Consider the following 12,863-nt stretch of genomic DNA (forward strand, 5'->3'; position numbering starts at 1 on the left):
CGCGATGAATTCCAGTCGTCCCTACCTGGTCCGCGCGCTATATGAGTGGATCGTCGACAACAACTGCACCCCACACCTGCTGGTGAATGCGGAATACGCCGGTGTGCGCGTGCCGCCGGGTTTCGCCAGCGATGGGCAGATCGTGCTGAACGTGTCGCCCACCGCGGTGCGCCACCTGCAGATGGACAACGAGGCGGTGAGCTTCGAGGGGCGCTTCGGCGGCGTGGCTCACAGCCTGTATATCCCCACTGCCGCACTGATGGCGATCTACGCCCGCGAGAACGGCCAGGGCATGGTGTTCGACCTGGAGCCGCCCGTGGGCGAGGATGAGCAGCCCGAGCCGGACGATGACGGCCCCTCCGGCGGTGGCAGCGAGCCGCCACGGCCCAGCGGACGTCCCAGCCTCAAGGTCGTCAAATGAGAAAGGGCCGTATCGCCACTGGCGGTACGGCCCTTTCCCTTTCTGCCGGTGCTGCCTCGCGGCAGCCTTCGGCCTCAGTTGGTGTATTCGAACAGCTTCACGATCTTCTGCACGCCGGATGTCTGCTGCACCACGTTGGTCGCCAGCGCCGCTTCCTGGCGGCTCACCAGTCCCAGCAGGAAGACCACGCCGTTCTCCGTCACCACCTTGATCCGCGACGTGGGGATGTTGCCGTCGGCGAACATCTGCGTCCGCAGCTTGCTGGTGATGGTGCTGTCGTTCATACGCGCCAGCCCCGAAACGGAGGAGGGCGCCATCACCTGGAGCTCGTTGTAGAGCTTCTTCACCCCGGCCACCGAGCGCGCGGCCTCTTCGGCCTTGCTCTTCAGCTCGGCGGTGGGGGTCTGGCCCGCCAGCAGCACCACGCCGTTGTAGCTGGCCACGATGATGTGGGAGTTGGTCTTCAGGTCGGGGCTGGTCTCGGCGATCCGTGCGCTCACCTTCGAGGGGGTGAACTGGTCGTCGATGGTCTTGCCGATAGTCCTGGCGCAACCGCTCAGCACCAGGCTGGCGGCGAGGCAGGCAACGAGCAGTGGGGAACGCTTCATTCTTCACTCCCGAACAGTTGACGATCGATCAGGTCGCAGAGGCAATGGATGGTCAGCAGATGGACCTCCTGGATGCGCGCGGTGACCTTGGCCGGCACGCGGATTTCCACGTCTTCCGGCAGTAGCAGGGAGGCCATGCCGCCGCCGTCGCGGCCGGTCAGGGCAACCACGATCATTTCGCGATCATGGGCGGCCTGGATGGCCTGGATCACGTTGGCGGAATTGCCGCTGGTGGAAATCGCCAGCAGCACGTCGCCCGGCTGGCCGAGGGCGCGGATCTGCTTGGAGAAGACCTCGTTGTAGCTGTAGTCGTTGGCGATGGAGGTGATGGTCGAGCTGTCGGTGGTCAGGGCCACCGCCGGCAGGCTGGGGCGCTCGCGCTCGAAGCGGTTCAGCAATTCGGAGGAGAAATGCTGGGCGTCGCCGGCGGAGCCGCCGTTGCCGCAGGTGAGGATCTTGCCCTCGTTGAGCAGGGCGTTGACCATCACCATGCTGCCTTGCTCGATGTACGGCGCCAGCACTTCCATGGCCTGTTGCTTGGTCTCGATGCTGGCCTGGAACATCTGGCGGATACGGTTCTGCATGTCCATGAATAGACCTTCGGGTAAACGACGGGAGCGGATCAGGCGTCGAAAGCGTTCTGAATCCAGTCCAGGCGCGGAGAGGAGCGGCCGTCACCGGGGCTGATGGCCACGACGTCGAAACGGCACGGGTGTCGGGCCCAGCGCGTTTCCTTCTGCAGGAACTGCTGGGCGGCGGTGGCGAGCTTGGCGCGTTTGCGCGCATCGACGCTTTCCAGCGCGCCGCCCCAGGCGGCGTGCCGCCGGTAACGGACCTCGACGAATACTACTGTATCGCCGGCGAGCATGACCAGATCGAGCTCGCCCAGGCGACTGCGCCAGTTCTGCGCCAGCAGGCGCAGGCCCTGGCGCTCCAGGTGGTCGCGGGCGAGCGCCTCGGCGGCTTGCCCGCTCTGTTGGCGCAGGCTCAAGAGTCGCTGTCGGGAAGGCGCTCGACCCGGCCGTTGCGGAACTCCGCCCAGGGCAGGTGGCGCTCGATGCGTTGCGCGGGGTTCAGGGTCAGCCGGCCGGACAGGCCATCCACCGAGCTGTCGGGCAGGGCTTTCAGCTGGCTGAGGCGCGGCGCGAGGCGGAAGGCGTCGACGCCCATGGCGTACAGCCGGCCGAGGCTGCCGGCGGCCTGGGGCCACTGGCCGCTCACCTGCTGGCGCAGCGGGTCCTCGGCGTCCAGCAGCCAAGGCGTCTCGCAGAAACGGATGCCGCTCAGGTCGTTGTACTGGGCCTGGTCGTTGAGCCCGCTGAAGACGTGGGACGTGGCATACACGGGCAGGTCGCCGGCGTACTGGAAGGCCAGGGTCGGCTTGATCTGCTGGGCCTGCTGCGGTGTGGCGGCGAGGAAGATGAAGTCCACGTCCTGGCGCGGCGAAGGCTGCGCAGTCACCGGGACCCCCAGCGTTCCCTGCACCTGCTGCGCCCGCGTGTCGCTCTGGCGCAGCCGCAACAGGTCGGCAATCTGCTGGGCCATCTGCACCGGCGGCGCGATCCGCTGGGAAGCCAGCAGCGTGCCGCCGTTGGCTTGCCAGCTCTGCTGGAACGCGCTCAGCACCCGGTCTCCCCACTCGCCGCTGGGCACGAGGGCGATGGCCCGGCGCAGCCCGTCGGCCCACGCGCGATGAGCTGCCTCGCGGGCCTCGTCTTCCGCGGCTAAGCCGAACTGGAAGAGTTGGGGCGGGCTCTTCTGCCCGGCGTCACTGTAGTTGAGGGCGAGGGTGGTGAGGGGCAATTGGGCGCGGTCGCCCAGCTGTTTCACTAGCGGCTTCTCCAGAGGGCCGACCACCAGTTGGACGCCGTCGGCCTGGGCCTGGCGATAGAAGTCGTCCAAAGACGTCAGGCGCGAGCTGTCGTAGACCTGGATCGCCGGCGGATTCTGACCGGCCTGCTTCGCCTGGTACTGGGCGGCGAGGAAACCGTCGCGCAGCGCCCGGGCGACGCCGGCGAGCTGGCCGTCTTGGGGTAGTAGCAGGGCGATCTTGGTGAGCGGCTGGCTGGCCAGCTCCTTCAGCTTCACCAGCGGTTCCGGAAGCTGCACCGCCGCCGGGTGCTGCGGGTTCTGCTCGCGCCAGGTATCGATGGCGGCCTGCTGCTGTTGCAGGGTCGACGCGCTCTTGCTGATACGCGCCAATTCCAGCCAGCCGTTGAGGTCGGCGTCGCCGCCGGGCTGGAGCTGGTCGCTGGGCAGACCGGACACCAGTTTCCAGATGGCTTCATGGTTCGCCTTGGCCGCATCGCCCGAGAGCAGCGGGGCGATGAACACCCGCTCGCGCGCCGCCTGCAGCGGCTGGCTGTCGGCTTCGAAGGCCTGTGCGCGGGTCAACTCGGTGCGGATCTGCTGGTCCACCGGCAGTTCGGCGAGACGCTCCAGGCTCGGGTGGCTCAAGGCCTTGATCGCCGCCTTGGCATCCTTGCGCGCCAGGGCCAGTTCCGCCACCAGGGTGCTGGCATAGACCTGCTGGGCGGGCTTGAGGGTCTCCAGGGGGATGCCCTCGAGGATGCTCGAGGCGCGTGCGTAGTCCTGCTGGCGATAGGCCTGGTCGGCTGCGGAAAGGCGCAGCAGGTTGGCCTGTTCCGGTTTGCTTTCGTTCGCCTGCTGCAGCAGTTGTTCGACGCTGGCGTGAGGCGTGCGGGGCAGTTCGCCGAGGTTGGAAGAGGGCGACGTAGCGCAGGCGACCAGCAAGCTGGCGAGGCTGAGAGCGAAGAGCGGGCGCAGGCAAGCGATCATGTAAGCGTTCCCGGTGCTTGAGCGAATGAGCGGGAATTGTACCCAAGCCCCGGGGCAGGCGCGATGCCGGGTACCGGAAACGGGCTACAATGCGCGTTTTCGCTTCCGAGGTATGGCAGTGGCGGGCTCCAATTCCCAGGGTGGTGCACCCGGTACGCTCTACGTGGTCGCAACCCCGATCGGCAACCTCGACGACATCACTGCCCGCGCCCTGCGCATCCTGGGCGAGGTGGCGCTGGTGGCGGCGGAGGACACGCGGCATTCGTCGCGCCTGATGCAGCACTTCGGCATCCGCACGCCGTTGGTGGCGTGCCACGACCACAACGAACGCGAGCAGGGCGGGCAGATTCTCGCCCGCCTGCAGGCCGGCGACGACGTGGCGCTGGTGTCCGACGCCGGCACGCCGCTGATTTCCGACCCGGGTTTCCACCTAGTGCGGCAGGTGCGCGCCGCGGGCGTGCGGGTGGTACCGGTGCCGGGCGCCTGCGCGGTGATCGCCGCGCTCTCGGCGGCAGGCCTGCCTTCCGATCGCTTCATCTTCGAAGGCTTCCTGCCGGCCAAGACCACCGCCCGGCGGACTCGCCTCGAGCATATAAAGGAAGAATCGCGCACCCTGATCTTCTACGAGGCGCCCCATCGCCTGCTGGAAACTCTCCACGATATGGCCGCGATCTTTGGCGATGCGCGCCAGGCGGTGCTAGCGCGGGAGCTGACCAAGACCTTCGAAACGTTGAAGGGCGCGCCCCTGGCGGAGCTGTGCGACTGGGTGGCCGCCGATGCCAACCAACAGCGTGGCGAATGCGTGGTGCTGGTGGCTGGCTGGCAGCCTCCCGAGGGAGAGGAGGCCCTGAGTGCGGAGGCCCTGCGGGTACTCGACCTCCTACGGGCAGAAATGCCGGTGAAGCGCGCGGCCGCCCTGGCGGCGGAGATCACGGGCGGGCGCAAGAATCTGCTCTATCAAGCGGCTCTGGAGCGTCAGGCGGAAGACTGAGCTTGTCGTGGAGGCACCGGGTCGGTACTCTTGGCGGCGGAGAGTCGGCTGGACAGTCGCCGTCGCAATTCGTTCCGCGAATCGCGAGGGAGGAAAGTCCGGGCTCCATAGGGCAGAGTGCCAGGTAACGCCTGGGAGGCGCGAGCCTACGGAAAGTGCCACAGAAAACAACCGCCTAAGCGCTTCGGCGCCGGTAAGGGTGAAAAGGTGCGGTAAGAGCGCACCGCACGGCTGGCAACAGTCCGTGGCTAGGTAAACCCCACTCGGAGCAAGACCAAATAGGGATCCATTGGCGTGGCCCGCGCTGGATCCGGGTAGGTTGCTAGAGGCGTCCAGCGATGGCCGTCGTAGAGGAATGACTGTCCTCGACAGAACCCGGCTTACAGGCCGGCTCTCCCCTCCTTTTCCTCCCCGCCTGATTTTCGCGTCTTCTCATACCCAAAAAGTCTTACTCCTCATAAAGCACTTTAACTTTGAAGTTCTAGCTGCTTGATTTTTCTATTCTTCTCCTCTTTCTGTCGGGCCTGCGATGGCTCGAACTGCCCCGTAGTTCCGCTAAATCGCCGTTCTGTAAGGATTTTTCCCGATTTACGCGCCTTGACGGTGGGGTAGCGCGATTTCTATAGTGTGCGGAAGTGGTACAAAGTGGGATGAAGTGGATAATTCAGGGCACGGATAGCTAATTCTCAGGGGACGCGCAGCCTTGTTTCGCGGAGCTAACGCCATCAGTCTCGACGCCAAAGGGCGCCTCGCGATGCCGAGTCGGTATCGTGACGAGCTCGTTTCGCGTTGCGCCGGCCAGCTCATCGTCACCATCGACGCCGTCGACCCCTGCCTGAGCATCTACCCTCTTCCCGAATGGGAACTCATCGAAGCGAAACTTCGCGAACTGCCTTCCCTGCGCGAGGAAACCCGCCGCCTGCAGCGTCTGCTGATCGGTAATGCGGTGGACCTGGAGCTGGATGGCAGCGGCCGCATTCTGGTGCCACCGCGCCTGCGGGAGTACGCGAAGCTGGACAAGCACGCGATGCTGGTTGGCCAACTGAACAAGTTCCAGCTGTGGGATGAATCCAGCTGGAATGCCCTTGCCGAAGCCGACTTGGCGGCAATCAAACAACCCGGTGGCCTGCCGGACGAACTGCGTGACCTGATCCTGTGAACATGACCAACGGCTTTCGCCATATCACCGTGCTGCTGGACGAGGCCGTCGACGCGCTCGACGTCCGCGCCGACGGCTGTTACCTGGACGGCACCTTCGGCCGCGGCGGACACAGCCGGGCGATCCTGGAACGGCTCGGCCCAGCGGGGCGCCTGCTGGGGTTCGACAAGGACCCACAGGCGATCGCGACGGGAGAAGCACTGGCGGCCGCTGACGGCCGCTTCGTCATTGTGCAGCGCAGCTTCGCCGAGCTGGGTGCCGAGGCCTCGGCCCGTCAGCTCGAGGGCGCCGTCCAGGGTGTTCTGCTCGACCTGGGGGTGTCCTCGCCGCAACTGGATGACCCGGAGCGCGGCTTCAGCTTCCTCAACGACGGCCCGCTGGACATGCGCATGGATCCGAGCCGGGGTGTCAGCGCGGCGCACTGGATCGCCGAAGCGGGAGAGGAGGAGATCGCCGAGGTCTTCAAGGAATATGGGGAAGAGCGCTTCGCCAAGCGCATGGCCCGCGCCGTGGTGCAGCGCCGCGTCGAGCGCCCTTTCCAGCGCACCGCCGACCTCGCCGCGGTGCTCAGCGAAGCCAACCCCGCCTGGGAAAAGGGCAAGCATCCGGCGACCCGCGCCTTCCAGGGCCTGCGGATCAAGGTCAACAACGAGCTCGGCGATCTGCGCCATGGCCTGGACGCCGCGCTGGAATGCCTCGCGGTGGGCGGACGGCTGGTAGTGATCAGTTTCCATTCCCTCGAGGACCGCATCGTCAAGCAGTTCATGCGTCGCCACGCCAAGGGCGAGGCCGACACGCTGCCCCGCGACCTGCCCATCCGGCCCGCCGCGTTCGAGCCACGCCTGAAACTGCTGGGCAAGCCGATCTACGCCTCTGCCGACGAAGTGAAGGCCAATCCCCGTTCCCGCAGCGCGGTGATGCGTGTCGCGGAGAAATTGAAATGACCGGCAACCCGGCCAAGACGCTGCCAGCCGGCAGCCTGCTGATGCTGGTGCTGTTCATCGGTGTCCTGCTGTCTGCCATTGCCGTGTCCTACAGCGCCCACTGGAATCGCCAGTTGCTCAATACCCTCTACGGCGAGATGAACATCCGCGACAAGGCCCAGGCCGAGTGGGGCCGGCTGATCCTGGAGCAGAGCACCTGGACTGCCCACAGCCGCATCGAGACCCTGGCCACCGAGCAGCTCAAGCTGAGGGTGCCGGAGCCGGGCGAAGTGCGGATGGTCGCGCCATGATGAAGCTCGAAGGCGCTCTTTATCCCTGGCGTTTCCGCCTGGTGCTGGCCTTGCTGGCCCTGATGGTGGGCGCCATTTCCTGGCGCATCGTCGACCTGCACGTGGTGGACCACACCTTCCTGCAGGGCCAGGGCGATGCCCGCAGCATGCGCCACATCCCGATTCCGGCCCACCGTGGCCTGATCACCGACCGCAACGGCGAGCCGCTGGCCGTCAGTACGCCGGTTGTCACTCTCTGGGCCAACCCCAAGGAGATGCTCGGCTCCCGCGAGCGCTGGTCGGACCTGGCACGCGCCCTGGGGCAGGACCCCAAGGCCTTTGCCGAGCGCATCGAGCAGAACAGCAACCGCGAATTCCTCTACCTGGTGCGCGGGCTGACCCCCGAGCAGGGACAGAGCGTCCTGCAACACAAGGTGCCCGGGGTGTACTCCATCGAGGAGTTCCGCCGCTTCTACCCGGCTGGCGAAGTGACCGCCCACGTAGTGGGTTTCACCGACGTCGACGACCGTGGCCGGGAAGGGGTCGAGCTGGCCTTTGACCAGTGGCTGGCGGGCGTGCCCGGCAAGCGGCAGGTGCTCAAGGACCGCCGCGGCCAGCTGATCCGTGACGTCCAGGTGACCAAGAACGCCAAGCCGGGCAAGACCCTGGCGCTGTCCATCGACCTGCGCCTGCAATACCTGGCGCACCGGGAACTGCGCAACGCCTTGGTGGAGAACGGTGCCAAGGCCGGCAGTCTGGTGATGGTGGACGTGAAGACCGGCGAGATCCTCGCCATGGCCAACCAGCCCACCTACAACCCCAACAACCGCCGCAACCTGCAGCCGGCGGCCATGCGCAACCGGGCGATGATCGACGTGTTCGAGCCGGGCTCCACCATGAAGCCGTTCTCCATGAGCGCCGCCCTGGCGAGCGGCCGCTGGAAGCCCAGCGACACCGTGGAGGTCTGGCCGGGCTCCCTGCAGATCGGCCGCTACACCATCAAGGACGTGTCCAAGACCGAAGGCCGCATCCTCGACCTCACCGGGATCCTGATCAATTCCAGTAACGTCGGCATGAGCAAGATCGCCTTCGATATCGGCGGCGAGTCCATCTACAACGTGATGCAGCAGGTGGGCCTGGGCCAGGACACCGGCCTGGGTTTCCCCGGCGAGCGGGTCGGCAACCTGCCCAACTACCGCGAATGGCGCAAGGCCGAGACCGCCACCCTGTCCTACGGCTACGGCTTGTCGGTGACCGCGGTGCAAATGGCCCACGCCTACTCGGTGATCGCCAACGGCGGCCGCAGCGTACCCCTCACCATGACCCGTGCCGACCGTGTTCCGGATGGCACCCAGGTCATCAGCGAAGACGTCGCCAAGACCATGCAGGGCATGCTCCAGCAGGTGGTCGAGGCACCCCGCGGCGTGTTCCGCGCCCAGGTGCCTGGCTATCACGTGGCCGGCAAGAGCGGGACCGCGCGCAAGGCCACCGTCGGCGCGGTGGGCTACACCCAGAACGCCTATCGCTCCCTGTTCGCCGGCTTCGGCCCCATGAGCAACCCGCGCATCGCCATGGTGGTGGTGATCGACGAGCCCAGCAAGGCTGGCTACTTCGGTGGCCTGGTATCGGCGCCGGTGTTCGGCAAGGTGATGGCCGGCGCGCTGCGCCTGATGAACATCGCCCCGGACAACCTCAAGGCGGAAGAACAGGCCGTCGCGCAGAACGCCGCTAAAAAGGGGCCGCTCTGATGCCGATGCCGCTGAATCAATTGCTGCCCCAGGCGGAAAGCGCGGTGCTGATCCGCGAGCTGACCCTGGACAGCCGCACGGTACGGCCGGGTGACCTGTTCCTGGCTGTGCCCGGTCTGCGCCAGGATGGCCGTGCCCACATCGCCGACGCCCTGACTCGCGGCGCCGCCGCCATCGCCTACGAAGCGGAAGGCGCGCCGGACATCTCGGCCACTGCCGCCGCGCTGATCCCCTACAAGGGACTGACCCAGCAACTGTCGGCCATCGCCGGGCGCTTTTACGGTGAGCCGAGCCGGGGCTTGCGCTTGGTGGGCGTCACCGGCACCAATGGCAAGACCAGTGTCAGCCAACTCCTGGCCCAGGCGCTGGATCGGCTGGGTGAGCGCTGCGGCATCGTCGGCACCCTCGGCAGTGGTTTCCACGATGCCCTGCAGGGCGGCCAGCACACGACTCCCGACCCCCTGGCGGTCCAGGCGACGCTGGCGACCCTGAAGAAGGCCGGCGCCCGCGCCGTGGCCATGGAAGTCTCCTCCCATGGGCTGGACCAAGGCCGGGTGGCAGCCCTGGACTTCCACGTGGCGGTGTTCACCAACCTGTCCCGCGATCACCTCGACTACCACGGCACCATGGACGCCTACGGCGCGGCCAAGGCCCGTCTGTTCGACTGGCCGGGACTGCGCTGCCGGGTGGTGAACCTGGACGATGCCTTCGGTACCGAGCTGGCCAGCCGTCCGGGCGAGTCCCGCCTGATCGGCTACAGCCTGAAGGACGCCGGTGCCTACCTGCATGCCCGGGACGCCGAGTTCGACGACCACGGCGTGCGCGCACGCCTGGTCACGCCCCAGGGCGAAGGCCTGCTGCGCAGCCCGCTGCTGGGACGCTTCAACCTGAGCAACCTGCTGGCAGTGGTCGGCGCGCTGCTCGGCCTCGGCTATCCCCTCGACGAAATCCTCCGGGAAGTCCCGCATCTGCAAGGCCCGCTGGGGCGCATGCAACGGCTGGGCGGCGGCGACAAGCCGCTGGTGGTGGTGGACTACGCCCACACGCCGGACGCGCTGGAGCAGGTGCTGACCGCGCTGCGTCCCCATGCCCGTGGCCGGCTGCTGTGCCTGTTCGGCTGTGGCGGCGACCGCGACCGCGGCAAGCGTCCGCTGATGGCGACCGCCGCCGAGCGCCTGGCCGACGGCGTACTGGTCACCGATGACAACCCGCGCAGCGAAGACCCGCTGCGTATCTTCGACGACATCCGTCCCGGTTTCGCCGCTGCCGAGGCCGTCGCGTTCGTGCCCGGACGGGGCGAGGCCATCGCCCGCCTGATCGCCCAGGCCGGTGTCGACGACATCGTGGTGCTGGCCGGCAAGGGCCACGAGGACTACCAGGAGATCCATGGCGTCCGCCAGCCGTTCTCCGACTTGGAGCAGGCCGCTGCGGCCCTCGCTACCTGGGAGCCTGCCCATGCTTGACGCCCTCCGCCTGTCCGGCCTGGTGAGCGCCCTGGATGCCCGTTTGGTGGGGGACGACGCCACGTTCGCTGCCGTCTCCACCGACAGCCGGCGTATCGCTCCGTGTCAGTTGTTCGTGGCCTTGGTCGGACCGCGCTTCGACGGTCACGACTACCTGGCCGACGTGGCTGCCCGTGGCGCCGTGGCGGCGCTGGTACAGCGCGAAGTGCCGGGCGCGCCGTTGCCGCAGTTGGTGGTGGCCGATACCCGCCTGGCCCTGGGCCGGCTCGGGGCGCTGAATCGTGAGGCGTTCGCCGGCGACGTGGCCGCGGTGACCGGTTCCAGCGGCAAGACCACCGTCAAGGAAATGCTCGCCGCGATTCTCCGCACGGTCCATGGTGAGAACGCCGTGCTGGCGACCCGCGGCAACCTGAACAACGACCTGGGCGTCCCACTGACCCTGCTGGAACTGGCGCCGGCCCATCGGGCCGCGGTGATCGAACTGGGCGCCTCGCGCCTGGGCGAGATCGCCTACACCGTCGGCCTCACCCGGCCGCGGGTGGCGATCCTCAACAACGCCGGGTCGGCCCACGTCGGCGAGTTCGGTGGGCCCGAAAAGATCGTCGAGGCCAAGGGCGAGATCATCGAGGGCCTGCCTGCCGATGGCGTGGCGGTGCTGAACCGGGACGACCCGGCGTTCCCACGCTGGCAAGCCCGGGCCCAGGGGCGGCCGGTGCTGAGCTTCTCCCTCGGGGATGCGACGGCCGATTTCCATGCCGAGGCGTTGGACTACGACCCGCGCGGCTGTGGCCGTTTCGTCCTGGCCGGACCGGAGGGGCGCCAGTCGATCCAGCTGAACCTGCTGGGCCGGCATAACGTCGCCAACGCCCTGGCCGCCGCAGCCGCCGCTCATGCCCTGGGTATCCCGGCTGCCGCCGTAGGCGCCGGACTGGAAAGCCTGCAACCGGTGGCCGGCCGCGCCGCCAGCCGGCTCGCCCGCAACGGCCAGCGGGTGATCGACGACACCTACAACGCCAATCCCGCGTCCATCTGCGCAGCGATTGATATACTCGCCGCCCTTCCCGGTCGCACCGTCCTGGTGCTGGGGGATATCGGCGAGCTGGGCGAATGGGCCGAGCAAGGCCATCGCGACGTCGGCGCCTATGCCGCCGGCAAGGTCGATGCGCTCTACGCCGTCGGGCCACTGATGGCCCATGCCGTCGAGACGTGCGGGGCGACTGCCCGGCATTTCCCCGACCAGGCCAGCCTGATCGACGCCCTGCGCGCCGAGCAGGACATCGACACCACCATTCTCATCAAGGGTTCACGCAGCGCGGCGATGGAACGCGTCGTGGCTGCGTTGTGCGGTACCAACGGGGAGACACACTAATGCTGCTGCTGCTGGCCGAGTACCTGCAACAGTTCTACAAGGGCTTCGGGGTCTTCCAGTACCTCACCCTGCGCGGGATTCTCGGCGTGCTCACCGCCCTGGTGCTGTCGCTCTGGCTGGGGCCGTGGATGATCCGCACTCTGCAACTGCGCCAGATCGGCCAGGCGGTACGCAACGACGGGCCGCAATCGCACCTGTCGAAGAAAGGCACCCCCACCATGGGCGGCGCGCTGATCCTGTCGGCCATCGCCGTCAGCACCCTGCTGTGGGCAGACCTGAGCAACCGTTATGTCTGGGTGGTGCTGGGCGTGACCCTGCTGTTCGGTGCCATCGGCTGGGTCGACGACTACCGCAAGGTGATCGAGAAGAACTCCCGCGGCCTGCCGAGCCGCTGGAAATATTTCTGGCAATCGGTATTCGGCCTGGGTGCGGCGTTCTTTCTTTATATGACCGCCCAGAGCCCCATCGAGACCACCTTCATCATGCCGCTGCTCAAGGACGTGGAAATCCCCCTGGGCATCGGCTTCGTGGTGCTGACCTATTTCGTCATCGTCGGCTCCAGCAACGCCGTGAACCTCACCGACGGCCTCGACGGCCTGGCCATCATGCCCACCGTGATGGTGGGCGGCGCCCTGGGCATCTTCTGCTACCTGTCGGGCAACGTGAAATTCGCCGAATACCTGTTCATCCCCTACGTGCCGGGTGCGGGCGAACTGATCGTGTTCTGCGGCGCGCTGATCGGCGCCGGCCTCGGCTTCCTCTGGTTCAACACCTATCCGGCCCAGGTGTTCATGGGCGACGTGGGCGCCCTGGCCCTGGGCGCCGCCCTGGGCACCATCGCGGTGATCGTCCGCCAGGAGATCGTGCTGTTCATCATGGGCGGCGTGTTCGTCATGGAAACCCTGTCGGTGATGATCCAGGTCGCCTCGTTCAAGCTGACCGGGCGCCGCGTATTCCGCATGGCGCCCATCCATCACCATTTCGAACTCAAGGGCTGGCCCGAGCCCCGCGTGATCGTGCGCTTCTGGATCATCACGGTGATCCTGGTGCTGGTCGGCCTGGCCACCCTGAAGCTGCGCTGAGGACTGCCGA

13 protein-coding genes and 1 other RNA gene are annotated in these 12,863 nt (G+C 67.1%); 10 read left to right on the forward strand and 4 right to left on the reverse strand.

The window, feature by feature from the left end:
* Positions 1–4: 4 nt before the first annotated feature.
* The gene (locus FM069_RS03530; protein WP_143486899.1) at positions 5–421 is read left to right on the forward strand and encodes a ClpXP protease specificity-enhancing factor; all 417 of its coding nucleotides are present in this window, start codon (positions 5–7) and stop codon (positions 419–421) included.
* A gap of 74 nt (positions 422–495) precedes the next feature.
* Here the strand turns inward: FM069_RS03530 and FM069_RS03535 are convergent, their stop codons facing one another.
* The 4 genes from FM069_RS03535 to FM069_RS03550 are packed head-to-tail and all read right to left on the reverse strand — an operon-like array spanning position 496 to position 3,828.
* Positions 496–1,029, reverse strand: a complete 534-nt coding sequence (locus tag FM069_RS03535) for a BON domain-containing protein (protein WP_143486900.1) — start codon at positions 1,027–1,029, stop codon at positions 496–498.
* Positions 1,026–1,619, reverse strand: a complete 594-nt coding sequence (locus FM069_RS03540; protein ID WP_143486901.1) for a phosphoheptose isomerase — start codon at positions 1,617–1,619, stop codon at positions 1,026–1,028. Before FM069_RS03540 ends, FM069_RS03535 begins: the two co-directional genes overlap by 4 nt.
* Before the next feature lie 32 nt (positions 1,620–1,651).
* Positions 1,652–2,020 carry a YraN family protein gene (locus FM069_RS03545; protein ID WP_143486902.1) on the reverse strand — a complete coding sequence of 123 codons (369 nt, stop codon included), beginning with the start codon at positions 2,018–2,020 and terminating at the stop codon, positions 1,652–1,654.
* Positions 2,017–3,828, reverse strand: coding sequence for a penicillin-binding protein activator (locus FM069_RS03550; protein ID WP_143486903.1), 1,812 nt, complete (start codon positions 3,826–3,828; stop codon positions 2,017–2,019). The genes FM069_RS03545 and FM069_RS03550 overlap by 4 nt, the downstream gene beginning before the upstream one ends.
* A 112-nt stretch (positions 3,829–3,940) precedes the next feature.
* Between FM069_RS03550 and rsmI the strand changes: the two genes are divergently transcribed.
* From rsmI to mraY, 9 genes are all read left to right on the forward strand, one after another.
* Positions 3,941–4,819: a 16S rRNA (cytidine(1402)-2'-O)-methyltransferase gene (gene rsmI / locus FM069_RS03555; RefSeq protein ID WP_143486904.1), complete on the forward strand. Its 879-nt coding sequence runs from the start codon at positions 3,941–3,943 to the stop codon at positions 4,817–4,819.
* Between the two features lie 40 nt (positions 4,820–4,859).
* An RNA gene (rnpB, locus tag FM069_RS03560) (RNase P RNA component class A) lies at positions 4,860–5,218 on the forward strand.
* Positions 5,219–5,522: 304 nt separating this feature from the next.
* Positions 5,523–5,978: a division/cell wall cluster transcriptional repressor MraZ gene (mraZ, locus tag FM069_RS03565; protein WP_143486905.1), complete on the forward strand. Its 456-nt coding sequence runs from the start codon at positions 5,523–5,525 to the stop codon at positions 5,976–5,978.
* A gap of 2 nt (positions 5,979–5,980) precedes the next feature.
* Positions 5,981–6,922 (forward strand): 16S rRNA (cytosine(1402)-N(4))-methyltransferase RsmH, encoded by a 942-nt coding sequence (gene rsmH / locus FM069_RS03570; protein ID WP_143486906.1) that lies wholly within the window; start codon positions 5,981–5,983, stop codon positions 6,920–6,922.
* Entirely contained in the window at positions 6,919–7,212 is a 294-nt protein-coding gene (ftsL, locus tag FM069_RS03575; RefSeq protein WP_143486907.1) for a cell division protein FtsL, read from the forward strand. Before rsmH ends, ftsL begins: the two co-directional genes overlap by 4 nt.
* Positions 7,212–8,939 (forward strand): peptidoglycan D,D-transpeptidase FtsI family protein, encoded by a 1,728-nt coding sequence (locus FM069_RS03580; RefSeq protein WP_143487067.1) that lies wholly within the window; start codon positions 7,212–7,214, stop codon positions 8,937–8,939. Before ftsL ends, FM069_RS03580 begins: the two co-directional genes overlap by 1 nt.
* On the forward strand, positions 8,939–10,402 hold the full coding sequence (locus tag FM069_RS03585; protein ID WP_143486908.1) for a UDP-N-acetylmuramoyl-L-alanyl-D-glutamate--2,6-diaminopimelate ligase: 1,464 nt from the start codon (positions 8,939–8,941) through the stop codon (positions 10,400–10,402). The genes FM069_RS03580 and FM069_RS03585 overlap by 1 nt, the downstream gene beginning before the upstream one ends.
* The gene (locus tag FM069_RS03590) at positions 10,395–11,771 is read left to right on the forward strand and encodes a UDP-N-acetylmuramoyl-tripeptide--D-alanyl-D-alanine ligase (RefSeq protein WP_143486909.1); all 1,377 of its coding nucleotides are present in this window, start codon (positions 10,395–10,397) and stop codon (positions 11,769–11,771) included. Before FM069_RS03585 ends, FM069_RS03590 begins: the two co-directional genes overlap by 8 nt.
* Entirely contained in the window at positions 11,771–12,853 is a 1,083-nt protein-coding gene (gene mraY / locus FM069_RS03595; RefSeq protein ID WP_143486910.1) for a phospho-N-acetylmuramoyl-pentapeptide-transferase, read from the forward strand. The genes FM069_RS03590 and mraY overlap by 1 nt, the downstream gene beginning before the upstream one ends.
* The last annotated feature ends 10 nt before the right edge of the window (positions 12,854–12,863 follow it).

It is taken from the genome of Pseudomonas mangiferae, from assembly GCF_007109405.1.
Lineage (GTDB): Bacteria > Pseudomonadota > Gammaproteobacteria > Pseudomonadales > Pseudomonadaceae > Pseudomonas_T > Pseudomonas_T mangiferae.

Bases quoted from the DNA above. Each gene is read 5' to 3' on its own strand.
- FM069_RS03530 (WP_143486899.1), top strand. From the start codon at position 5: ATGAATTCCAGTCGTCCCTACCTGGTCCGCGCGCTATATGAGTGGATC.
- FM069_RS03535 (WP_143486900.1), bottom strand. From the start codon at position 1,029: ATGAAGCGTTCCCCACTGCTCGTTGCCTGCCTCGCCGCCAGCCTGGTG.
- FM069_RS03540 (WP_143486901.1), bottom strand. From the start codon at position 1,619: ATGGACATGCAGAACCGTATCCGCCAGATGTTCCAGGCCAGCATCGAG.
- FM069_RS03550 (WP_143486903.1), bottom strand. From the start codon at position 3,828: ATGATCGCTTGCCTGCGCCCGCTCTTCGCTCTCAGCCTCGCCAGCTTG.
- rsmI (WP_143486904.1), top strand. From the start codon at position 3,941: ATGGCAGTGGCGGGCTCCAATTCCCAGGGTGGTGCACCCGGTACGCTC.
- rsmH (WP_143486906.1), top strand. From the start codon at position 5,981: ATGACCAACGGCTTTCGCCATATCACCGTGCTGCTGGACGAGGCCGTC.
- ftsL (WP_143486907.1), top strand. From the start codon at position 6,919: ATGACCGGCAACCCGGCCAAGACGCTGCCAGCCGGCAGCCTGCTGATG.
- FM069_RS03580 (WP_143487067.1), top strand. From the start codon at position 7,212: ATGAAGCTCGAAGGCGCTCTTTATCCCTGGCGTTTCCGCCTGGTGCTG.
- FM069_RS03585 (WP_143486908.1), top strand. From the start codon at position 8,939: ATGCCGATGCCGCTGAATCAATTGCTGCCCCAGGCGGAAAGCGCGGTG.
- FM069_RS03590 (WP_143486909.1), top strand. From the start codon at position 10,395: ATGCTTGACGCCCTCCGCCTGTCCGGCCTGGTGAGCGCCCTGGATGCC.
- mraY (WP_143486910.1), top strand. From the start codon at position 11,771: ATGCTGCTGCTGCTGGCCGAGTACCTGCAACAGTTCTACAAGGGCTTC.